Annotated in this window: 22 protein-coding genes; 7 read left to right on the top strand and 15 right to left on the bottom strand. The window is 64.8% G+C overall.

The window, feature by feature from the left end; genetic code table 11:
* The first annotated feature begins 87 nt into the window (after positions 1 to 87).
* Positions 88 to 1,104 carry a zinc-binding alcohol dehydrogenase family protein gene (locus VL752_RS21000; RefSeq protein ID WP_325358393.1) on the top strand — a complete coding sequence of 339 codons (1,017 nt, stop codon included), beginning with the start codon at positions 88 to 90 and terminating at the stop codon, positions 1,102 to 1,104.
* Positions 1,105 to 1,137: 33 nt separating this feature from the next.
* Here VL752_RS21000 and VL752_RS20995 read toward each other — a convergent pair whose 3' ends face one another.
* The 8 genes from VL752_RS20995 to tyrS form a co-directional block, all read right to left on the bottom strand.
* The gene (locus tag VL752_RS20995) at positions 1,138 to 1,347 is read right to left on the bottom strand and encodes a hypothetical protein (RefSeq protein ID WP_325358391.1); all 210 of its coding nucleotides are present in this window, start codon (positions 1,345 to 1,347) and stop codon (positions 1,138 to 1,140) included.
* A 211-nt stretch (positions 1,348 to 1,558) separates the two neighbouring features.
* Positions 1,559 to 2,338, bottom strand: coding sequence for an anti-sigma factor family protein (locus VL752_RS20990; RefSeq protein ID WP_325358389.1), 780 nt, complete (start codon positions 2,336 to 2,338; stop codon positions 1,559 to 1,561).
* The gene (locus VL752_RS20985; RefSeq protein ID WP_325358387.1) at positions 2,335 to 2,841 is read right to left on the bottom strand and encodes an RNA polymerase sigma factor; all 507 of its coding nucleotides are present in this window, start codon (positions 2,839 to 2,841) and stop codon (positions 2,335 to 2,337) included. The genes VL752_RS20990 and VL752_RS20985 overlap by 4 nt, the downstream gene beginning before the upstream one ends.
* A 25-nt stretch (positions 2,842 to 2,866) precedes the next feature.
* The gene (locus VL752_RS20980; protein WP_325358385.1) at positions 2,867 to 3,277 is read right to left on the bottom strand and encodes a hypothetical protein; all 411 of its coding nucleotides are present in this window, start codon (positions 3,275 to 3,277) and stop codon (positions 2,867 to 2,869) included.
* A gap of 355 nt (positions 3,278 to 3,632) precedes the next feature.
* A complete protein-coding gene (lon, locus tag VL752_RS20975; protein WP_325358383.1) occupies positions 3,633 to 5,996 on the bottom strand; it encodes an endopeptidase La in 2,364 nt (787 codons plus the stop codon).
* Positions 5,996 to 6,382, bottom strand: a complete 387-nt coding sequence (locus VL752_RS20970) for an Hsp20/alpha crystallin family protein (protein WP_325358381.1) — start codon at positions 6,380 to 6,382, stop codon at positions 5,996 to 5,998. Before VL752_RS20970 ends, lon begins: the two co-directional genes overlap by 1 nt.
* Positions 6,383 to 6,662: 280 nt before the next feature.
* Positions 6,663 to 6,977 (bottom strand): hypothetical protein, encoded by a 315-nt coding sequence (locus VL752_RS20965; RefSeq protein ID WP_325358379.1) that lies wholly within the window; start codon positions 6,975 to 6,977, stop codon positions 6,663 to 6,665.
* A 3-nt stretch (positions 6,978 to 6,980) separates the two neighbouring features.
* Positions 6,981 to 8,228: a tyrosine--tRNA ligase gene (gene tyrS, locus VL752_RS20960; RefSeq protein ID WP_325358377.1), complete on the bottom strand. Its 1,248-nt coding sequence runs from the start codon at positions 8,226 to 8,228 to the stop codon at positions 6,981 to 6,983.
* Positions 8,229 to 8,295: 67 nt separating this feature from the next.
* Here tyrS and VL752_RS20955 point away from each other — a divergent pair, with 67 nt between their 5' ends.
* The 3 genes from VL752_RS20955 to VL752_RS20945 all read left to right on the top strand — a co-directional run bounded on the left by VL752_RS20955 (position 8,296) and on the right by VL752_RS20945 (position 10,699).
* Positions 8,296 to 9,351: an anhydro-N-acetylmuramic acid kinase gene (locus VL752_RS20955; protein ID WP_325358430.1), complete on the top strand. Its 1,056-nt coding sequence runs from the start codon at positions 8,296 to 8,298 to the stop codon at positions 9,349 to 9,351.
* A gap of 195 nt (positions 9,352 to 9,546) precedes the next feature.
* Positions 9,547 to 9,873 carry a hypothetical protein gene (locus VL752_RS20950; RefSeq protein WP_325358375.1) on the top strand — a complete coding sequence of 109 codons (327 nt, stop codon included), beginning with the start codon at positions 9,547 to 9,549 and terminating at the stop codon, positions 9,871 to 9,873.
* Between the two features lie 127 nt (positions 9,874 to 10,000).
* Positions 10,001 to 10,699: a pirin family protein gene (locus VL752_RS20945; RefSeq protein WP_325358373.1), complete on the top strand. Its 699-nt coding sequence runs from the start codon at positions 10,001 to 10,003 to the stop codon at positions 10,697 to 10,699.
* A 19-nt stretch (positions 10,700 to 10,718) separates the two neighbouring features.
* On the opposite strand, the gene VL752_RS20940 is transcribed toward VL752_RS20945, so the two are convergent.
* From VL752_RS20940 to VL752_RS20925, 4 genes are all read right to left on the bottom strand, one after another.
* Complete coding sequence (locus VL752_RS20940) at positions 10,719 to 11,144, bottom strand: pantoate--beta-alanine ligase (RefSeq protein WP_325358371.1); 426 nt, start codon at positions 11,142 to 11,144, stop codon at positions 10,719 to 10,721.
* Between the two features lie 15 nt (positions 11,145 to 11,159).
* Positions 11,160 to 12,482: a xylose isomerase gene (gene xylA, locus VL752_RS20935; RefSeq protein WP_325358369.1), complete on the bottom strand. Its 1,323-nt coding sequence runs from the start codon at positions 12,480 to 12,482 to the stop codon at positions 11,160 to 11,162.
* 36 nt (positions 12,483 to 12,518) lie between these two features.
* Positions 12,519 to 13,385, bottom strand: a complete 867-nt coding sequence (locus tag VL752_RS20930) for a slipin family protein (protein WP_325358367.1) — start codon at positions 13,383 to 13,385, stop codon at positions 12,519 to 12,521.
* 91 nt (positions 13,386 to 13,476) lie between these two features.
* A complete protein-coding gene (locus VL752_RS20925) occupies positions 13,477 to 14,250 on the bottom strand; it encodes an SDR family NAD(P)-dependent oxidoreductase (RefSeq protein WP_325358365.1) in 774 nt (257 codons plus the stop codon).
* 64 nt (positions 14,251 to 14,314) lie between these two features.
* Between VL752_RS20925 and VL752_RS20920 the strand changes: the two genes are divergently transcribed.
* The 3 genes from VL752_RS20920 to VL752_RS20910 are packed head-to-tail and all read left to right on the top strand — an operon-like array spanning position 14,315 to position 16,310.
* A complete protein-coding gene (locus VL752_RS20920; protein WP_325358363.1) occupies positions 14,315 to 15,217 on the top strand; it encodes a YicC/YloC family endoribonuclease in 903 nt (300 codons plus the stop codon).
* A complete protein-coding gene (gmk, locus tag VL752_RS20915) occupies positions 15,214 to 15,867 on the top strand; it encodes a guanylate kinase (protein WP_325358361.1) in 654 nt (217 codons plus the stop codon). Before VL752_RS20920 ends, gmk begins: the two co-directional genes overlap by 4 nt.
* 5 nt (positions 15,868 to 15,872) lie before the next feature.
* Complete coding sequence (locus tag VL752_RS20910; RefSeq protein ID WP_325358359.1) at positions 15,873 to 16,310, top strand: hypothetical protein; 438 nt, start codon at positions 15,873 to 15,875, stop codon at positions 16,308 to 16,310.
* A 21-nt stretch (positions 16,311 to 16,331) separates the two neighbouring features.
* Here the strand turns inward: VL752_RS20910 and VL752_RS20905 are convergent, their stop codons facing one another.
* The 3 genes from VL752_RS20905 to VL752_RS20895 are packed head-to-tail and all read right to left on the bottom strand — an operon-like array spanning position 16,332 to position 19,750.
* Positions 16,332 to 17,147, bottom strand: a complete 816-nt coding sequence (locus tag VL752_RS20905; RefSeq protein WP_325358357.1) for a DNA-methyltransferase — start codon at positions 17,145 to 17,147, stop codon at positions 16,332 to 16,334.
* A 10-nt stretch (positions 17,148 to 17,157) separates the two neighbouring features.
* Positions 17,158 to 18,585: a peptidoglycan -binding protein gene (locus tag VL752_RS20900; RefSeq protein WP_325358355.1), complete on the bottom strand. Its 1,428-nt coding sequence runs from the start codon at positions 18,583 to 18,585 to the stop codon at positions 17,158 to 17,160.
* Position 18,586: 1 nt separating this feature from the next.
* On the bottom strand, positions 18,587 to 19,750 hold the full coding sequence (locus tag VL752_RS20895) for a flagellar motor protein MotA (RefSeq protein WP_325358353.1): 1,164 nt from the start codon (positions 19,748 to 19,750) through the stop codon (positions 18,587 to 18,589).
* Positions 19,751 to 19,757: the final 7 nt, after the last annotated feature.

Here is a 19,757-nt window from a genome sequence, read left to right as displayed (position 1 = left end):
TTGATACTATGTGCTCAAATTGTGCGTACTTTTCAGAGTCGATGATAATGGCCAAATTTCTTCTCAACGGCAAAGAGGAGATGCGCCATGCGCGCCATTGGCTATCAAACCCCGGGGCCGATCGGCCGTGCCGATGCCCTGATGGATATCACGCTCGACGATCCGACCCCCGCGGGCCACGATCTGCTGGTCGAGGTCAAGGCGGTCTCGGTTAATCCTGTCGACACCAAAGTGCGGGCGGGCGTGGCGCCGGCCGGGGGCGCCTGGAAGGTTCTGGGCTGGGATGCGGCCGGCGTCGTCCGCGCCGTCGGTCCCAGCGTGACAAGATTCAGGCAGGGCGACGCGGTTTTCTACGCTGGTGACCTGACCAGGCCCGGAACCGATGCCGAGCTTCATTTGGTGGACGAGCGGATCGTGGGTCACAAGCCGGCCTCGCTCGACTGGGCGGAGGCGGCGGCGCTGCCGCTGACGGCGCTCACAGCCTGGGAGGCCTTGTTCGACCGGCTGGACGTAAAGAAGCCGGTGCCGGGCGCGGCGCCCGCCGTTCTTATCATCGGCGGCGCGGGCGGCGTCGGGTCGATTACCATCCAGTTGCTCCGTGCGCTGACGGATCTCACGGTGATTGCTTCGGCCTCGCGCCCGGAGACCCAGGATTGGGTGCGGTCACTCGGCGCGCATCATGTGATCGACCATCGCAAGTCCATCACGGAGCAGGTGGCCGCTTTAGGAATCGGCGCGCCGGGCTTCGTGTTTTCCACGACCCATACGGACAGTCATCTGCCGGCCATCGTTGAGACGATCGCCCCGCAGGGACGCTTCGCCCTGATCGATGATCCGGCGGCGCTGGATGTCGTGCCCTTCAAGCGCAAGGCCGTTTCCGTTCATTGGGAGTTGATGTTCACGCGGTCCCTCTACCAGACCGCCGATCTCGCGGCGCAGGGTGAGATACTGGATGAGACAGCTCGCCTCGTGGATGCGGGGAAGTTGCGGACGACGCTGACGGAGCGGATCAGCCCGATATCGGCCGCAAATCTGATTCGCGTGCACAGGCTGATCGAAAGCCATGCCGCGCAGGGTAAAATCGTGCTCGAAGGCTGGAGCTGACCGGCACGTCGGGTTTGGCCGCCGTTGAGCGATCTAGACGGCGGCTTCCTCGGGTTGCGAATCCTGGCGGTAAGAGCCGTCAGCATCCAGATCGGCCGCGTCGACTTCCTCGGCCGAGGTGAGGATGATAAGGCCGCGCAGGGCTTCAATCTGGGCCTGGCTGCGCTTGGTCGGGGCAATCTGGCCCAATCCTTCGCCGGGAATCCAGGTCCAGTAGCTGTAGACGACGATTTTCCGAGTCACAGGGTTCCTCCGCCCGCCCCTCTTTGAGGGGCGCCGTATCCCTGCAATTATGATCCGGTGCGCGCGGTTTGTTGCATCGCAATCGCGTGTATCGGCATGCGGCGGCTGAAGGGCACGATTGACCGTACCGTCCAACCCTTTGCCGGCGGGGTATATTTTCTGATCGGACTTATGATCTGTCCTCGGACAGGGTCCGGCGGCAGATGATCGTTCAGGTCATCTGCTCATAGACGTCTGCGGCGATCAGCTTGATGTTCGCGCGGCCAATTGGCGCGACAATGGTGCAGTTGAGGCTTGCATCCGTCCAACTCATCATGTCGAGACCGGCCGCCGTCGCGAAGCGCGGCGTGTCGTCCTTTCGTGGTGCAACCGGGGTGAAGAACAGGGTAAGGCGCCGGCCTGCAGCATCCTCGTACATGATCTGCGCTCCAGGCTTGTCGCCCGCAGGAAGGAGGCTGCCGCCGACGAGCGCCCACCCCGCGGCATGCAGATCCGGAATCCTGAGTGTGCGGTCCAATCGCTTGGACAGCCAGGCACCCAGCTCGCCGCTCGGATTGCCGCTGACGTCGACGGGATGGGCGACCTCTCCCGCATAGAGACGATAGGCCGTGAGGGCAGCTGTCATCTGGACGGGAAGCGCCCCCCGCCCGGCGCCGGGGCTTCGATTCCCCAGATACCATCCGCCACCCGCGCCGATGCCAAGACTGAGGATGACCGCTGCTGCCATGCGCTGCCACCCCTGGTGCACGGCTTTCCGCTCGGCCGCCATCCGCCGGACGTTCAGGCTGGGTGGCAGCGGTTCGGTTGCCGCCGGCTGATAGAGATTGGCGATCAGCGCGTTCTGCTGCTGCCAAATCGCGAGGCGCGTCCGAGCTTCCGCGTCGGTCGCGAGAGCGCTTTCTATCTCGCCAACGCGTGCGGCATCGAGTGAGCGGTCCAGATAGGCCATCAGATCGGCATCGGTGATTTTGCTTGCGCGTTTGCCGGTCATTTCACACTCCGCAGTCTCAGCGACGGCGCATCGGTCGCAGTCCGGAGAGCCTGACGCGCGCGCGAAATGCGCGACATGACCGTGCCGATCGGGATCTCCAAGATGGCCGATGCCTCCACATAGGTCATGCCTTCCAATGCCACGAGCATCAGAGCCTCCCGGTGCTCATCTGGCAGCCGCTGCAACGCCCGCGCCACCTCGGCGAGTTCGAGCCGCGAAACCTGATTTCCGGAAGCCCCCGAATGATCGGCCTCGCCTTCGATCGGCACATGAGGCCCCTGCCGCCTTATGCGCCGTTTGTCGTTGCGATAGAGATTGAGAAGAATACGGAAGAGCCAGGGCCGCACCGGTCCGACCGGCCGGAACAGGGACCGTTTCCGCACCGCGCGCTCAAGACAATCTTGGACGAGATCATCGGCGATATCGCGGTCGTGCGACAAGGCACGGGCGTAGCGCCGCAAGGCTGGGATACAGGCCTCGACCTCGTCCAGAAAGACCGTCATGCGGTCCTATCCTCCTGAATCGCGTCTACCAGGCGCCGCCGGTCGAGGATGCGGTGGCGGTGGTCGGCACGACATGCCACACCCCTTGCACGCCGTCGCCGGTCGCCTGTCCCTTCGCCGTGTCATTCTCCCAGAAATAGAGCGGCAAGCCGTTGAACGCCCATTGCTTGGCACCATCCTTGCGCACGACGAGCGAATAGGGGCCGCTGGCAACCGCACCGGCTTTCGCCATGTCGGGAGGCCAGTACTCGGCACACTCGCCATAGCAGTTGGACATCCCCTTCGTGTCCTTGTCGTAGGTATAGAGCGTCATCCCTTTGTCGTCGGTCAGAACGGTCCCCTTGGACGTCTTGGCCGAGGCGAAGGGAAGCGACGCAGCGAGGGCGAGTGGGGCCGCGAAAATCAAAGCGGAAGCTGCGAGCAGCGCGCGTTTCATGGGCGTGTCTCCGGTTGCAAAGGTCGGCACGAGTGATCGTGTCAGAGGGTCAACAACGCCGGCCGTCTTTTATTCCAGGATATTTTCCGGCCACCACGCGAGGGAAACCGATCTTGTTCTCGCATTCGACACCGCAAGCACCGGCAGCCCGGCCTGATGACCGGGGGCACGCGTGTCCTCAATTCGGCAGGAGCTCCGCGAGGCAGGATTGAGGCACATCCACCAAGCCTCGCCGGTTCCTGCACCGGCATGCGCCGATCAAAGACGCATCAACGCCGATTATTTCGAACGACGCTGTGATCTTTCCAAATCCTCGCGGAGCAGGTGAGGATTTCTCCTCTCGCGCGATCCGTCGTTACCCACTCTGCCCATAGGTGCCGATGGTCGGGGCAATGGCATCATCGATCGTCTCGAGCCAGATGAAGTCGAGCGATGTGCGAGCACTGAGAGGGATGTCGTCGTAGTCCCGGCGATTGCGAGCCGGCAACATGACCGTTTTGATGCCGGCCTGTGCAGCCGCGATTACTTTCTCCCGAATGCCGCCGACCGGCAGCACCAGCCCGCGTAAGCTTATCTCTCCCGTCATCGCGATCGTCGGCGGTATGGCGCGCTCGGTCATCACCGAGGCGAGCGCCGCGAACATGGCCACCCCTGCGGAGGGGCCGTCCTTCGGCGTGGCGCCCGCGGGGACATGGACGTGGACATCCTTCTGGGTGAAGAGATCAATATCGATACCCATCGCCACAGCGCGCGTCTTCAGGAGGCTGAGTGCCGCCTGGGCGCTTTCCTTCATAACGTCGCCCAACTGTCCGGTCAGAATGAGCCGGCCCGTACCAGGCATGCGGCTTGCCTCAATAAACAGGATGTCGCCACCGACGGGTGTCCAGGCCAGACCTGTCGCGACGCCGGGGACGGATGCATGCTGAGCCACATCGGATTCAAATCGGCGCGGCCCGAGGATCCCCTCCACCTCCGCCGCATTGACGTGCACTTGGGCAACCTCGCCCTCCGCGACGCGCATCGCGACGTTGCGGAAAACCGCGCCGATCGTGCGCTCCAGGCTCCGCACCCCGGCTTCGCGCGTATAGCCTTCTATGATGAGTGTGAGCGCATCGTCATCGAGGTCGACTGTTTCTGGCGTCAGACCATTCTCCTTCAATTGTCGCGGGATCAGATGCTCCCGCGCAATCGTGAGCTTCTCCTCTGCCGTATATCCCGAGAGGGACACGACCTCCATGCGATCTCTGAGCGGCCCTGGGATCGTGTCGAGCATATTCGCGGTCGCGATGAACAGAACTTTGCTAAGATCGAAGGGCACGCCGAGATAGGCGTCCCGGAAGGTCGCGTTCTGCTCAGGGTCAAGAACTTCGAGCAAAGCCGAGGCAGGATCACCCTGGAAACCACCCGAACCGAGCTTGTCGATCTCGTCGAGCATGACAACGCAATCACGCTCCCCTGCGCGGCGGATGGCCTGGATGATGTTGCCAGGCAGGGCGCCGACATAGGTGCGGCGGTGTCCGCGGATCTCAGATTCGTCATGCACGCCGCCTAGACTGACGCGAACGAATTTGCGCACCATCGCCCGCGCAATGGATTGGCCGAGTGACGTTTTGCCAACGCCCGGCGGTCCGACGAAGCAAAGGATCGGCCCTTTTCCGTCAGGGTTCAACTTGCGGACGGAAAGAAACTCCAGTATCCGGCGCTTGATTTTCTCCAATCCAAAATGGTCTTCATCAAGCACGCGACGCGCCAGCGCGATATCGATTGGTGGCTTTTCAGCGATCTGCCAGGGAAGTTCCGTCAGCCATTCAAGATAAGAACGAACCATGCCCGCTTCGCCGGCGCCCTCGGGCATCTGCGTCAAGCGCCGCAGTTCCCGGTTCGCCTGAGCGGCGACATCCTCGGGCATGCCTGCCTGGTCCAGCTTTCGTTTCAGATCATCGAGTTCGGGTGTCGCACCATCAGATTCTCCGAGCTCTTTCTGGATAGCCTTAAGCTGCTCCCGCAAAAGAAACTCTCGCTGGCGGCCCTCCATGGCGGCCTTGGTTTGCTGGCCAATGTCACTTGACAGCCGCAACACCTCATACCGGTAGGCAAGCCGGGTGATCACCCGGTCCAGCCGGGGCAGCAGTGCGATTGTCTCGAGAATTTCCTGCTTCTCGAAGGGCGTCAGGTCCAGCAGACCCGCGACAAAATCGGCCAGCGCCCCAGGCGCCTCGACCGACCGGATGGTGGCCGCGATCTCGGCCGGCGCCTGATCGACCAGCCGGAGAAGATCGAGCGCTCGTTCCCGCAACTGGTGTCCCCGCGCATCGATATCCGGCGTTCGCTCATGAGGCTCCTCTATGCGCTGAACCGTCACGCTCGGATAAGGCGCGGTTGTCGCCATCCCCGTCAGGCGCAGTCTGCCCACCCCCTGCACGATGGCGTTGTGAGAGCCCTCACGCCCGGTAAAATAGCGAAGGAGGCGCACCTCCGTGCCGATGGCATGGAGATCCCTGATCCCGGGCGTTTCCACGAAAGGCTCCCGCTGCAGCACGACCACCAGATGCTGATCGGTGCGCGCTGCCTCCTGGAGCGCCAGCACAGCGTCCGCGCGGCCAGTGCTCAAGGGCAGGACTGTCCCCGGCAGGATCACGATATCCGTGGCGGGTAGAAGGATCATGGTTTCGGTTGGGCCAGAAGCTTCGACCGGCGCAGAATCGGCGATGTCCATCATCAAAGCTTCCGCATTGTCAGAACAATACAGCCGTCCTGGTGGTCCTGGCTGACAAGCTGGTAGGCCCCAGGGGGAAGGGGCAGGCGACGCTCGAACCGTCCATGAGGAAGCTCGATCCTGTAAACCCGCGCCGGCCTTTGCGGGCACAGCCACTTTCTGGTCCCGCGCACGAGGACCTCACCATGGCTGACGACAATCTCGACCTCTTCCCGCGGGACACCCGGGATGGCGATCACGACCAGGAGCTCCGTCTCGGTTTCCAGGACGTCGACCGGCGGCTCCCAGGCGCTGGAGACCCCGGCAAGTCCTTGCCGGTGCAGCTGATCCGTACGCGCGAGCAGTGCTAGCATGTCTGACCATAGTCCTTCCCGGTCTGAACGAGGCATCGCGGTCCTCCCATTCCTAGGCAAAATTAGCCGATCTCGCTTAGTCCCAATATGAAGTACGGAGAAGCCGCCGCGGCCACCATAATCTGAAACAGGATGCAAACATTTCCTAGTTCGGATCGGAGGCTGCAGCAGCCCGGTCTCCGGGCGCCGTGTCGGGGCTGGCTAAAACTAGAGGGTGTCGTGTCGCTTTAGGCGGTCCCGGCTTGGTGACTTCCGTTCCTGCACGTACGCAGACCGATTGGCTATCATTGATCGCCCAGAGGGCGCTGCTGACCCACTAGCCGAATCTGGCGAAGGTCTGGGCGTCTTTGTTGGCCTGCATCAGCATGGTGAAGCTCGGGATGCTTTCGAAGCCGAGGCCGTGGGGCGGGCCGTCCTCGCTGTCGGCCTCGATCGCGCCATAGGGGGCGCCGCCGATCTTCTCCCATTTGTTGCCGGCCGGCTTCTTCACCTCGAGATTGGCGACCGTCGCCTTCAGCACGAGGCGGACGATCGCCTCCTTATGGGCGCGCGGCTTGGTCAGGCTGAGATTACCGCCCATCATCTGCCAGCCGTTCTTCAAGGCCCAGGCGGTAATTTCCTCCTGCGTCATGTGTCAGCCCTCCGTGCGGATGAGTTTGTGTTGCTTCTTGCCCGCCGAGAGTTTTAGCGCACCATCGCGCAGGTCCGCAGCCGTGACGACTTGGCCCTCTTCCGTGAAGGCAACATCGTTCAGGCGGGCACCGCCGCCGCGGATCAGGCGCCGGGCCTCGCCATTGGTCGTGGCCATCCCGGCCTGCACCAGCAGAGCGAAGGCCGGAATTCCCGCAGCCAAATCTGCCGTCGGCACGGTGACCGTCGGCAGGGTATCGGCGGCAATGCCTTCCTCGAAGGCCCGCCGCGCGGTCTCGGCCGCTTCCAGAGCGGCGGCGCGGCCGTGGCAGAGCGTGGTTGCCTCGGTCGCGAGAATCTTCTTGGCCTCATTGATCTCGGCGCCGCCGAGCCCTTCAAGCCGAGCGATTTCGTCCAGCGGCACATCCGTGAAGAGCCTCAGGAAGCGGCCGACATCGGCGTCCTCGGTATTGCGCCAGAACTGCCAGTAGTCGAAGGGGGAGAGGCGCTCGGCGGTCAGCCAGACGGCACCTTTCGCCGTCTTGCCCATTTTGGCGCCCGAGGCGGTGGTGATGAGCGGCGCGGTCAGGCCATAGACGGTCTTCGCATCCGTGCGGCGGACGAGATCGACGCCGGAAACGATATTGCCCCACTGGTCCGACCCGCCCATCTGCAGAGTCACGCCATAGCGGCGGTTGAGCTCCCGGAAGTCATAGCTCTGCAGGATGGAATAATTGAATTCGAGGAAGGTCAGGCCCTGTTCGCGATCGAGGCGGGACTTCACGCTGTCGAAGGCGAGCATGCGGCTGATGCTGAAATGGGGCCCGACTTCGCGCAGCAGCTCAATATAGCCAAGCTTATCGAGCCAGTCGGCATTGTTGGCCATGATGGCATCGGCCGGACCTTCGCCGAAGGTCAGGAAGGGCTCGATATTGCGGCGGATGCCGGCGATGTTCTCGGCGATCGTCTCGTCCGTCATCAACTGGCGGGCTTCTTCGCGGAAGGACGGATCTCCGATTTTGGCGGTGCCGCCGCCGAGCAGGGCGACCGCCTTGTGGCCATGCTTCTGCAGCAGGCGCAGCAGCATGATCTGCACCATATGGCCGACATGCAGGCTATTGCCGGTGGGATCGAAGCCGATATAGCCGGCGACGGCGTTCTGGGTGAGCGCCTCGTCCAGCGCCGCCTCGTCCGTGCATTGGAAGACGAAGCCGCGTGCCTTCGCCTCCGCCAGGAAACCGCTTTTCACCATCGAGCCTATCCGTGCGTAACTAAAGATCGGGACGGTGGGCTAGCACGAGAGAGGATCGGGCGAAATGCTGCGTGTGATTGGTCTGATGAGCGGAACCTCGCTCGATGGCGTGGATGCGGCGCTGATCGACACAGATGGGGAGCGGGTGGGCGCCTTCGGACCGGCCCTGACGCTTCCCTATGAGCCCGCCTTGCGGGCTGCGATCCGCGAGATTCTGGATCGCGCGCCGACGCTCGAGGCCGATGATCCGCAGCTGCTCGCCGTCACTCGGCGGCTGACGGAAGTGCATGCCGAGGCGGTAAGGGCGCTGGATACGCGCTTTGACCTGATCGGCTTTCATGGCCAGACCATTCTTCATCAGCCCGCGCAGCGGCGGACCTGGCAGATCGGCGACGCCGCCTGGCTGTCCCGAAGGCTGGGGGCACCCGTTGCCTACGATTTTCGCTCGGCCGATGTGGCGGCCGGGGGCGAGGGCGCTCCGCTGGTGCCGGTCTTCCACGCCGGGTTGGCGGCCGATCTGCCGAAGCCGCTCGCCATCCTCAATATCGGCGGGGTCGCCAATGTGACCTTCCTGGGCACCGATGGCAGCATCGCGGCCTGCGATACCGGGCCCGGCAATGCGCTGCTGGATGACTGGGCGATGCGCCATACCGGAAGGGCATTTGATGCCGAGGGCAGGATGGCGGCAGCCGGGCGTGTGGACGAGGACAGGATCGCGCGTTGGCTGGGCCACCCCTATTTCGCGCGGTCCCTGCCCAAATCGCTTGACCGGCTTTCCTTCCACGCATTGCTCGACGATATGGCGGCCATGACCCCGGCCGACGGGGCGGCGACTCTCGCGGCCTTCACAGCGGCGGCGATTGCCGTAACGCGGCTGCCCGCGCCTCCGCGGCAGTGGCTGGTGGCGGGTGGCGGGCGGCACAATCCGGCCCTTATGCGGGCCCTGGCGGCGCGGCTCCAGGTGCCGGTGGCGCCTGTGGAATCAGTGACTTGGCAGGGGGATTTTCTAGAAGCGCAATGTTTTGCCTATCTCGCGATGCGGGTGCAGCGGGGGCTGCCGCTGAGCTTCCCAGGGACAACCGGCGTGCCGAGACCTATGCCAGGAGGCAGGCTCCTGCCATGATTTATGCGCATATCACAGGGATGTGAGGGGTTTTCTTTTCCATTTCAACAAAAAAAGCATGAATAACATGTGTTGCGGCAGCGTTCTAAGGTGACGCCCGCAGTCGTATCTCTCCACCAACGGATGGCGATGGACAGTTCGAGCCTCGCCGCAGGCGGTCCCAGGCGGGCCAGCCCAACAGATTTGGAGAGTATCATGAAGAGCATGCTGATTGCGGCTGTTGCCGCTGTGACCCTTGGGATGACCGGCGCGGCCCTCGCCGACCAGGTTTCCGCGAAGCAGCCCGCTTCCGGCCAGAGCCAGGTGGTGATGCCGAACCAGCGCGCCGGCTATCTCGCGCGTAACGAGAGTGTTCTGCCGAGCCAGCGTCCGGCTTATTTGGCGCGCAACGAGAGTGTGCTTCCGAGCCAGCGCCCGGCCTATCTCGCCCGCAACGAGAGCGTGCTTCCGAGCCAGCGTCCGGCCTATCTCGCCCGCAACGAGAGCGTTCTGCCGAGCCAGCGGCCGGCCTACCTCGCCTAAGCCTCTCTTCGCTTAATGTTTTTCAAGAGCGAGTGAGATAAACAAAAGGCCGGTCGTGAGACCGGCCTTTTGTTTTGATGGGTGTCCGGTCGGCGTGTCATGCTCCCTGTAAAGGGAGGAGCGCGCGATGATCGACCTCAGACCCTATGAGAGCTTGGGCGGCAGCCATTGCGGCTGGCTCAAGACCCGTCACCATTTCTCCTTCGCGGATTACCAGGAGGAGGAACGGATGAACTGGGGTTCGCTTCTCGTCTGGAACGATGACGAGATTGCGCCCGGTGCCGGCTTTCCGGCTCATGCGCACGCCGATATCGACATCATCACCTACGTCCGAGCCGGGGCCCTCACCCAAGGAGACAGCATGGGCCATGACGGCTGCATGGAAGCCGGGCGTGTGCAGGTGATGAGCGCAGGCAGCGGCATGCGCCATTCTGAATATAATTTCGGCCAAGAGCCGGCCCATCTTTTTCAGATCTGGCTACGTCCGCAACAGGAAGGGGGACGCCCCGATTGCTGGGCCCAATCCTTTCCTCGCCTGAACCGTGCGGGCGATTTCGTCGTGCTCGCCAGCGGCCAGGCCGAGGCTGAGGACGTGCCGCGAATCCGCAGCGACGCCCGCGTGCTGGGCCTCATCCTCCGCGCCGGGCAGCAGACGTGCTATGTCGCGGGGCCAGGCCGGCATCTTTACCTTGTGCCAAGCCGGGGCAGCGTGACCGTCAATGGCCGGTTGCTGGCGGCGCGCGATGGGGCGGCGATCACCGGCGAGACCGTGCTGCACCTTGCCGCCCCGCAGGATTCCGAAGCGCTGTTGGTAGACGCGCCCTGAGACAGGGCGGGGTTGCGCCTCAGCGCAGGATCAAACTGTCGATCAGGCGGGTCTGGCCCAGCCGGAACGCGAGGGAAGCGAGCGCCTGGCTGCCGATCTGGTCCAGTTCCTGCAGGGTGACGCAATCCGCGACGCTGACATAGTCGAGCCGCGCGCTGGGCACGGCGGCGACGACCCGCGCCATGGCGGCGCGCAGTGCCTCGCCCGAGCGTTCCCCGGATCTGAACAGCGCTTCGGTGCCCTGCAGCGCATGATAGAGCACCGGGGCAACGGCCCGTTCGGCAGGCGAGAGATAGACGTTGCGGCTCGACATGGCGAGGCCCTCCGTCTCCCGTACCGTCTCGCCGACTATCACCGCCACGGGCAGGTCGAGATCGCGGACCAGCTGACGGATGACGGCGCGCGCCGCCACTCCATGCGCAGAGGCCCAGGTGCCACCAGGCACCTGGGCGCATTCATCTCACAGATAGCGGTTGACAAGGTTTTCCAGATATTCCTGGCGGCCGGAGCGGGGGCTCGGGTTGATGCTGCGTTCCTCGACCAGCTTCGCCATGTCGTCCAGATTGCGCTCGCCGCGCAGAATCGCCTGGTTTTCCGGCTTCCTCCAGCCAGCATAACGCTCTTCCACGAATTGCGGCAGTGCGCCATCCTCGATCATGTCAGCGGCCATCAGCAGCGCGCGGGCGCAGACATCCATGCCGCCGATATGCGCGGTCAACAGATCCTCCGCGTCAAGCGACTGGCGACGGATCTTCGCATCGAAGTTGCAGCCGCCGGTGGTGAAGCCGCCGGCGCGGAACAGATGGTAGAATCCGAGCGCCATGCCGGTTGGATCGTTGGGGAACTGATCCGTGTCCCAGCCGGACTGGCGGTCGCCGCGATTGACGTCGAGCGAGCCCATGATGCCGAGGGCACAGGCGAGCGCGATTTCATGCTCGTAGGTATGGCCCGCCAGCGTCGCGTGATTGTCCTCGATATTGACCTGAACTTCCTTCTGCAGGCCGTAGCGCTCGAGGAAGCCGTAGACGGTTGCAACGTCAAAATCGTACTGGTGCTTGGTCGGCTCCTGCGGCTTCGGCTCCACCAGGATCGCGCCCTTGAAGCCGATCTTGTGCTTGTGCTCCACCACCATGGAGACGAATCGGCCGAGCTGGTCCAGCTCCTGGCCGATGTCGGTGTTGAGCAACGTCTCGTAGCCCTCGCGGCCGCCCCAGAGCACGTAATTGGCGCCGCCCAGACGGTGCGTCGTCTCCAGCGCGTGCTTTACCTGGGCCGCCGCGTAGATGAAGACATCCGGATCCGGGTTGGTCGCACCCCCCGCCATGTAGCGGCGGTTGGAGAAGAGATTGGCCGTACCCCAGAGGAGCTTGACCTTCTCGCGCGCCATTTTCTCGGCGAAGACATCGGCGATGACGTCGAGATTGCGGTTGCTTTCGGCGAGTGTCGCACCTTCGGGGGCGACGTCGCGGTCATGGAAGCAGAAGAAGGGCGCGTCGAGCAGACGGAACAGCTCGAAGCCGACATCGGCCTTGAGGCGCGCCATCGCCATCTCGTCCGACCCGTGCATCCAGGGGCGCAGGAAGGTCTCGCCGCCGAAGGGGTCCCCGCCCGGCCAGGCGAGCGAATGCCAATAGGCGATGGCGAAGCGGAGCTGTTCCTCCATCGTCTTGCCGAGGACCATGCGGTCCTTGTCATACCAGCGGAAGGCGAGGGGGTTCCGGCTGTCGCGGCCCTCATACTGGATCGGCGCCTCCTGGGTGAAGAAGCGGGTAGATGCGGTCATGGACATTCCTTTTCGTGGATCCGGCATGCAGCCGTTTCAGCCGCTGTTCTTAGCATTTTGAGCCTGGGCGGCAACGGCCACGACGCCCAGGGAGCCGAGGCTGCTCGCCATTTCACTCGGAATGATGATGGTCGTGCCGCGCTCCTTGTTCATTTCGTAGACGAGGTTCATCTGGCGGAGCTGCAACGCCACGGGATCGGTGGCGTAAACGGCCGCTGCCTCCCGCACCTGCAGCGCAATGCCGATCTCGGCCGAGGCCAGGGTTTCGCGCGCCTGCTTCTCTCGTTCGGCCTGGGCCTGCCGGCTCATCGCGTCCTGCAGCGACGAGGGAATGGCGATGTCCTTGATTTCGACCGAGGTGATTTCCACCCCCCAGGCGCCGGTCTTGCGGCTGATGGTCTGCCGCAGCTCCTCATCGGCGGTCTTGCGGTCTGACAGGAGTTTGGTGAGGTCATGGCTGCCGATTGTCTCCCGCAGACTGGTCTGGGCAACCCGTTCCACCGCCTGGCGATAGTGTTCAATTTCCGTCGCGGCCCGCATCGGGTCCACCACGCGCCAGAAGACGATGGCGTCCATCGCGATGGAGACGGTGTCCCGCGTCAGCGCCTCTTCCGCTCGAATTTCCGTCGTGCGGATGCGAAGATCGACGACGGTCGCGATGGCTTCCAGAAAGGGGATGAGAATGAACAGCCCGGGGCCACCGAGGCCGCGATACTGGCCGAGGCGCAGCACAATGGCGCGGTCCCACTGATTGGTCATCTTGAGGGTTGCCGGGATGACGATGGCGCCGATTACCAGGATCACGGCGAGGGTGATGCCCGCAGCGCTGCCGCCATGCCCGGCGAGGGCCGCCAGCACCAGGAGAATGACGGAGAAGGCATAGGCGATGGGCGGGGCGTTCATCGGCCGGCTCCTGTATCGGAAGTGCCAACATAGAGGCTTTCGCGCCCCGGAGTGTGATGGCGATCACACGTTCAATTATTGATCAGGCGCCTCAGAGGCTCTTCTTGGCCGGCATGCGGGCGGCGAGGGCTCCCCGCCAGGAAACCGGCAGGAGCGCAGCGAAGCGGGCGGCAGCGGCCATCCAGATGGGGAAAGCTGCGCGCGCCTGCCCGGCGGCGATCGCCCGCAGCATATGCCCCGCTGCCCGTTCCGCGCTCATGATGCCGGGCATCGGGAAGTCGTTCACCGCCGTCATCGGCGAGGTGACGAAGCCGGGGCAGAGGCTCGTCATCACGATGCCTTGTTTCCGCGCCGAGGGTACGGCCCCTACCACCCAGGCATCGACCGCCGCCTTGGAGGCGCAATAAGCCGGTGCCGAGGGACTCGGGATGAAGGCCGCGATTGAGGCGACGACCGCGATGCGTCCGCGCACTCCCCGCGCGTCCGGCGGCTGGGTCGCCATTGCCGCCATTGCGGGCAGGACAGTGTTCAGCACGCCGTCCAGATTGGTGGCGAAGATCGCGCGGGTCTGCGCGTCGCTCTCCATGGCACCCGCCGTGCCGCCGGAAATCCCCGCGTTGGCGATCACGAGGTCGAGCGGGCCAGCGGCTGCGATCCAGGCTTCCATCGCGGCCCGATCCGTGACGCCGACCGCATGTGGCAAGGCCGCGGCTCCCCGGCTTCGGCATTCGGCAGCGACGTCGTCGAGACGCGCCGCATCGCGCCCGCCGAGATGAAGCGTGACCCCCGGCGCCGCGAGTGCCAAGGCCAGGGCGCGCCCGATGCCGGAAGAGGCGCCGGTGAGGAGAACCCGCTTGAACGTCATTTCTGGCACCAAATTCTTGTCGGGCGCATTTGCGAAAGCTGCATTTCGCAATAGAAGCACGCGGATGGAAGAGAAGCAGCCCTTGGCCTCGATGACCGGGTTTGGTGCAGCCGCGGGGGACGCCGCGGGTATCGCCTGGGCCTGGGAAATCCGTAGCGTCAACAGCAAAGGGCTGGAGCCCCGCTTCCGGCTGCCCTCCGGATGGGAGGCGGCGGAGGCCGAACTGCGCCAGGCCCTTCAGAAGCGCATCCGCCGCGGCAGCGTGAATGCCAGTCTCAGCCTCAAGGCCGAGGAACAGGCGGCGATCCAGCCGGATAGTGAGGCGCTGGAGCGGGTGCTGAAGCTCACGCAGGAGATCGCGGCCCGTATCCCGAATGCGCCGCCGCCCCGGGCCGAACTGGTGCTGGGCCTGCCGGGCGTGCTGCGGGCCTCCCAGGTCTCCTCCGGCCCGCCGGCGCCCACGCCTGCTGTGAAGGCCGCCGTTTTCGCCGGCTTCGACGAGGCGCTCGGTCAGCTCGAACGGGGCCGGTTGGATGAGGGGGCGCGGCTCACCGGCGTGCTTGCGGCGTTTCTCGATGAAATTGCCGCGCTCTGCCGCCAGGCCGAGGCCGCGGCCGAGGACCAGCCCCGCCTCCAGCGAGAGCGCATGCTGGACAGCGTGCGGGCCCTGCTGGCCGAGGGGATGAGCCTGCCGGAGGAGCGCATCGCTCAGGAAGTGGCGCTGCTCGCCAGCCGGTCGGATGTGCGGGAGGAACTGGACCGTCTGTCCAGCCATATCGACGCCGCGCGCAGCCTGATGGCGGAGGCCATTCTGGTCGGCCGCAAGCTCGACTTCCTCATGCAGGAATTCAATCGCGAGGCGAACACACTCTGCAGCAAATCGGCCTCGGTACCCTTGACCGGAATCGGGCTCTCCTTGAAGGCCGTGATCGAACAGCTGCGCGAACAGGTTCAGAACGTCGAATGAGCGCCTCATCCCCAAGCGGCTCGGGCATCGGGCGCCGCGGCCTCTGCTTCGTCGTCGCCGCCCCCTCCGGCACCGGCAAGAGCAGTCTGACCCGGGCACTGCTGGCCGAGGAGCCAGAACTCGCGCTCTCGGTCAGCGTCACGACCCGAGCGCCCCGGCCGGGTGAGGTCGAGGGCAAGCACTATTTTTTCCGCAGCCCGGAGCAGTTCGAAACCCTGCGCGAGGAAGGCGGACTGCTGGAATGGGCCCATGTGTTCGGGCGCGAAACCCTCTACGGCACGCCGCGCGCGCCGGTGGAAGCGGCGCTCGCTGCCGGCCAGGACATGATCTTCACCATCGACTGGCAGGGGTTTCGCCAGATGCACGCGGCCATGCCGGGGGATGTCGTCGGCGTCTTCCTGCTGCCGCCTTCGCTCCCTGAACTGGAGCAGCGGCTGCGCCTGCGTGGCCAGGACAGCGAGGCCGAGATCGCGCGGCGGATGGCCTCCACCGCCGGTGAGATGGAGCATTACGCTGAGTTCGATTATGTCGTGGTCAACCAGGATTTCACGGCGGCGGTGGCCGATCTCCGTACCATCCTGAGGGCCGAAAGACTGGCCACGGCGCGGCAGACCGGCCTCGCGCAATTCACCCGCATGACCGCGAGATGAGGCGCATGATGAAGCATACCCTGGGGCTCGGCCTCATCGCTCTCGGCCTCGCGGGCTGCGCCGTGCCTGGGCGCGGACTCTTGGGGCCGAGCCCGCTTCCCCCTGCGGCGACCACCGTGGACACGACCAAGGCTGAATTCGGTCGCGTGCCGCTTGTGACCATTGCGGCGGGCAGCACGACGGCCGACTATCTTTCGGCGCTAACCGGGGCGGTTCAGGCCGCCGAGGCGCGCAAGCCGGATGTCGTCTTTGACGTCGTCTCGACCGTGCCGCAGACGGCAACACCGCTTGACCAGATCACCGCCGCGAAGGCGTTGACGCCGCAGGCGTCCGCAGTCGCCCAGACGATCATGGGGGCAGGGGTTCCGGCGTCTCGTGTTACTCTTGGCGCCCTGGTCCTGCCCGGCATCGGCGGCGAGCAGATTCGCGTCTACGTGCGCTGAGCGGCTCCTATCCGGCCGCACTTAGCCGGTGGGCGTAGCCGCCAGCCGGGCGGTGGCGCGGGCCGCGTAATCCGGGTCGATCTCGAAGCCAATGCCACGCGCGCCGAGACGTTCGGCTGCGACGAGCGTGGTGCCAGCGCCGAGGAAGGGATCGAGCACCAGCGGATCAGCGACCCCCACGAGGCGGATGCAGCGCTCTGGCAGTTCGACCGGGAAGCCCGCCGGATGGTCAAACTTCTGGGCGCGGGATTTCACCGTCTGATAGGGCAGGAACCAGACATTGCCGGCGCAGCGGCGGTCGCGCGCATGGCCCCAGCGCGCGATATTGGACTTGTCCTTGAAAGGCACGCCGACCGCCAGACGGTCGATCGCGACGCGGCCGGACTTCGTGAAGTGATAGATGGCTTCGTGATTGTTGTTGAGGAAGCGGTCACTGGTAATAGGCTTGAAGTGACCCAGCGTATCCTCGCCGATGCTGAGTGACTTCACCCAGACGATATGGTTCTGCAGCACGAGGTCGCGCGTCATGGCGTCCGCCACGTCGCTCGCAATCCAAGGGTCGTTTCCTGTCGATCCGACATTGAGGAAGAGCGAGCCTTCGGGCTTCAGCACGCGGGCGATGGCCAGCCCGACCTCTGCCATCCATTCCAGATACTGCTCCCGCGGCAGGCGGTCCGCATAGGAACGATAGGCGATGCCGATGTTGTAGGGCGGCGAGGTGACGCAGACATCTACGCTCTCTGCTGCGAGCTCAGCGAGGCCCGTGAGACAATCTGTCTGCAGGATGCGCTGGCGGCCGATCGTCCATTCCCCTGGCGCCTTTGTCTTGTCGAGCATGGCGGCGGGGTCAGCGATCCGTCAGGCGGAATTCGATGCGGCGATTCTTGGCATAGGCGTCCGGCGTATGGGCGGGGTCGATCGGCTGGGTATCGCCGAAGGCGGTCGCCGCCAGATGGTTCGCCGGTACGCCGTCGAGGATGAGGAGCTGCACAACCGAAATCGCCCGCGCGGCAGAGAGCTGCCAGTTATTCTGGAACGGGCCGCCGATGACGGGTTGGCTGTCGGCATGGCCGTCCACCCGCAGCATCCAGGAGAGGTCGGGCGGGATCTCCTTCATGATGCTTTTGATGGCCGCGCTGATGCCGTCGATCTGGGTCTGGCCCTCGGGCGTCAGCTGGGCGCTGCCGGAGGCGAAGAGCACGTCGCTCTGGAACACGAACCGGTCGCCCACGATCTTGATGTTGGGCTGGTTCTTCAGGATTTCGCGCAGCTTGCCGAAGAAGTCGCTGCGGTAGCGTTGCAGCTCCTGCACCTTGGCGGCGAGGGCGAGGTTCAGCTTATGGCCGAGATCGGCAATCTGCGCGTCCTTGTCCCGTCCTTGGCTCTCCTGCAGGTTGAGGGCGGCCGAAATCGCCTGAAGCTGGGCGCGGAGCTGTGCCATCTGCTGGTTGAGCAGCGCGATCTGGGCATTGGCGGCGTCGGTCTGCTGTGTCTGCTGGGCGAGATCCTGTTTCTGCTGGGCCAGGGCCGATTGGCTGGCGTTCGCCAGATCCGTCTGCTTCGCGAGATCGCTCGTAACGCTCGCGAGCTTGACCTCCGCCGTTTTCGCCCGCGCCTCCATGGCCGTGAGCTGGCTCTCCAGATTGGCGATTTGATTCTTGGCCGACGTGGCTGCGGCAGAGGCGGTGGCCGCCGCCTCGGTCGCCTGAGCCAGCTGAGCCTCGTCTGCCGAGAGCTTCTTCTGGTTATCTGCGAGGTTGGCCTGCAGCGTGTCGAGCTGCGACTGGGCGGCGGTCGCGGCCGTTGTCTGCTGGCCGAGCTGACCCTGCATGTCGTTGAGACGGGAGGTCGCCGATCGTGCCTGGAGGCGGGCATCGGCGAGCTGTGCCGAAATCTGGTCGCGCTCTGCCGTCAGGCTCGCGACCTTGCTGGAATCGCTCGCGATTTCAGCCTGGGCCGAAGCAAGCTGGCGGGCCAGGCTATCTCGCGTCGCGGTCGCGTCGCCCAGGTCGCGGGCGAGGCTTGCGACATTGTTCTGCAGATCGGTCGCGCGGCCCTTTTCGAGAGAAAGCATGTCCGTCAGCTGTGCGATCTGCTGGTGCAGGCGTTCCAGCGCCTTGTCCTTGCCGCTGAGGGAGACCGAGAGCAGCCCCTGCGCCAGCACGAAAACCAGCAGCACGAAGATCGTGACCATGAGGAGCGTGGAGAGCGCATCCACATAGCCGGGCCAGGCGTCGAGCCCGTTCTGTTGCCTGCGCCGGTGATACCCGGGCATGTCAGCGTGCCCCGTCGCTCATCGCCGCGAGCGTGCGGGTCAGCACGCGGATTTCGTTGCGGATTTCGCCCGTGCTCTGGTTGCGGCCCTGCTCGTTCTCGGCGATCAGCCGCTGCAGCGCGTGCTCGATATTGCGGAGATGGGCATGGCCGACCTCGTCTGCGGCGCGGCTGTCCCGCGTGTCGCCCAGGCGTTGGAGCGCGGGTCCGAGGTTCGCCTGGGTTTCCGCGATGCGCAGCATGAGCTGCTGATTGGCGCGCATCGTGTCGGTGAAGGTATTGAGCCGTTCGGAAAGGGTATTGAGTGCCTGGGCGGATTGCACGCGCCCTTCCTCTCCGCGGGCGAGCACGGTCTGCAGCCCCTCCATGTTCTCGGCGGTCTGCTCCAACAGTGCCTGGACGTAAAGCGGCACATTGCCACCTTCGCCCTCGCCGCCGAGGACACCCGAGGAGAGGCGGGTGAAGCCCGCGAGCCAATCTTCCAACTCGTTATAGAAGCGGTTCTGCGCCTGCCCCGCCTGAAGGTCGAGAAAGCCGAGCACGAGCGCGCCGGCAAGGCCGAACATGGAGGAGGAGAAGGCGGTGGACATGCCGGCGAGCGGCCCGGCGAGGCCGGATTTGAGCTGGTCGAAGATGACGTTGATGTCGCCCGCGCCGACGCTCATGTTCTGGATCACGTCCGCGACCGCACTGACCGTGCGCAGCAGGCCCCAGAAGGTTCCGAGCAGGCCGAGGAAGATCATCAGGGCGGTGGCGTAGCGGGAAAGTTCGCGACTCTCGTCCAGCCGGCTGCCGATCCCGTCGAGCAGGCTGCGCATGGCCTGGGTTGAAAGGCTGACCCGACCTTCGCGCCCATCGCGCCCTGCGGCCTCGGCCCGGGAGGCCAGCATGCGAGCCATGGGGGCGAGGAGCTTGGGCGGGACGATGCCCGAAAGCCGTTGGCGGTTGCGCTGATAGGCCGCGACCCAGGCGACCTCGGGCTCGAGCCGCAGCACCTGACGGAGATTCCAGATGATGCCGAGAAGCAAGACGAAGAAGATGAAGGCGTTGAGCGCCGGATTGCTCGCGAAGAAGATTTTGATCTTCGGGATCAGGAAGACGCCGACCGCCGCGACAGCCGCCAGAAAGACCAGCATTCGGATGAGATAGGTGGTCGGCCGTGTCATGGGGGCG

Source organism: Acidisoma sp. (genome assembly GCF_035492295.1).
Lineage (GTDB): Bacteria > Pseudomonadota > Alphaproteobacteria > Acetobacterales > Acetobacteraceae > Acidisoma.
Note: the sequence above shows the minus strand (reverse complement) of the source record. Positions and strands in the feature narration are given on the sequence as shown.

Coding starts and splice junctions, on each gene's coding strand:
- VL752_RS21000 (WP_325358393.1), top strand. CDS start 88: ATGCGCGCCATTGGCTATCAAACCCCGGGGCCGATCGGCCGTGCCGAT.
- VL752_RS20990 (WP_325358389.1), bottom strand. CDS start 2,338: ATGACCGGCAAACGCGCAAGCAAAATCACCGATGCCGATCTGATGGCC.
- VL752_RS20985 (WP_325358387.1), bottom strand. CDS start 2,841: ATGACGGTCTTTCTGGACGAGGTCGAGGCCTGTATCCCAGCCTTGCGG.
- VL752_RS20980 (WP_325358385.1), bottom strand. CDS start 3,277: ATGAAACGCGCGCTGCTCGCAGCTTCCGCTTTGATTTTCGCGGCCCCA.
- lon (WP_325358383.1), bottom strand. CDS start 5,996: ATGATGGACATCGCCGATTCTGCGCCGGTCGAAGCTTCTGGCCCAACC.
- VL752_RS20970 (WP_325358381.1), bottom strand. CDS start 6,382: ATGCCTCGTTCAGACCGGGAAGGACTATGGTCAGACATGCTAGCACTG.
- VL752_RS20965 (WP_325358379.1), bottom strand. CDS start 6,977: ATGACGCAGGAGGAAATTACCGCCTGGGCCTTGAAGAACGGCTGGCAG.
- tyrS (WP_325358377.1), bottom strand. CDS start 8,228: ATGGTGAAAAGCGGTTTCCTGGCGGAGGCGAAGGCACGCGGCTTCGTC.
- VL752_RS20950 (WP_325358375.1), top strand. CDS start 9,547: ATGAAGAGCATGCTGATTGCGGCTGTTGCCGCTGTGACCCTTGGGATG.
- VL752_RS20945 (WP_325358373.1), top strand. CDS start 10,001: ATGATCGACCTCAGACCCTATGAGAGCTTGGGCGGCAGCCATTGCGGC.
- xylA (WP_325358369.1), bottom strand. CDS start 12,482: ATGACCGCATCTACCCGCTTCTTCACCCAGGAGGCGCCGATCCAGTAT.
- VL752_RS20930 (WP_325358367.1), bottom strand. CDS start 13,385: ATGAACGCCCCGCCCATCGCCTATGCCTTCTCCGTCATTCTCCTGGTG.
- VL752_RS20925 (WP_325358365.1), bottom strand. CDS start 14,250: ATGACGTTCAAGCGGGTTCTCCTCACCGGCGCCTCTTCCGGCATCGGG.
- VL752_RS20920 (WP_325358363.1), top strand. CDS start 14,315: ATGGAAGAGAAGCAGCCCTTGGCCTCGATGACCGGGTTTGGTGCAGCC.
- gmk (WP_325358361.1), top strand. CDS start 15,214: ATGAGCGCCTCATCCCCAAGCGGCTCGGGCATCGGGCGCCGCGGCCTC.
- VL752_RS20910 (WP_325358359.1), top strand. CDS start 15,873: ATGATGAAGCATACCCTGGGGCTCGGCCTCATCGCTCTCGGCCTCGCG.
- VL752_RS20905 (WP_325358357.1), bottom strand. CDS start 17,147: ATGCTCGACAAGACAAAGGCGCCAGGGGAATGGACGATCGGCCGCCAG.
- VL752_RS20900 (WP_325358355.1), bottom strand. CDS start 18,585: ATGCCCGGGTATCACCGGCGCAGGCAACAGAACGGGCTCGACGCCTGG.
- VL752_RS20895 (WP_325358353.1), bottom strand. CDS start 19,750: ATGACACGGCCGACCACCTATCTCATCCGAATGCTGGTCTTTCTGGCG.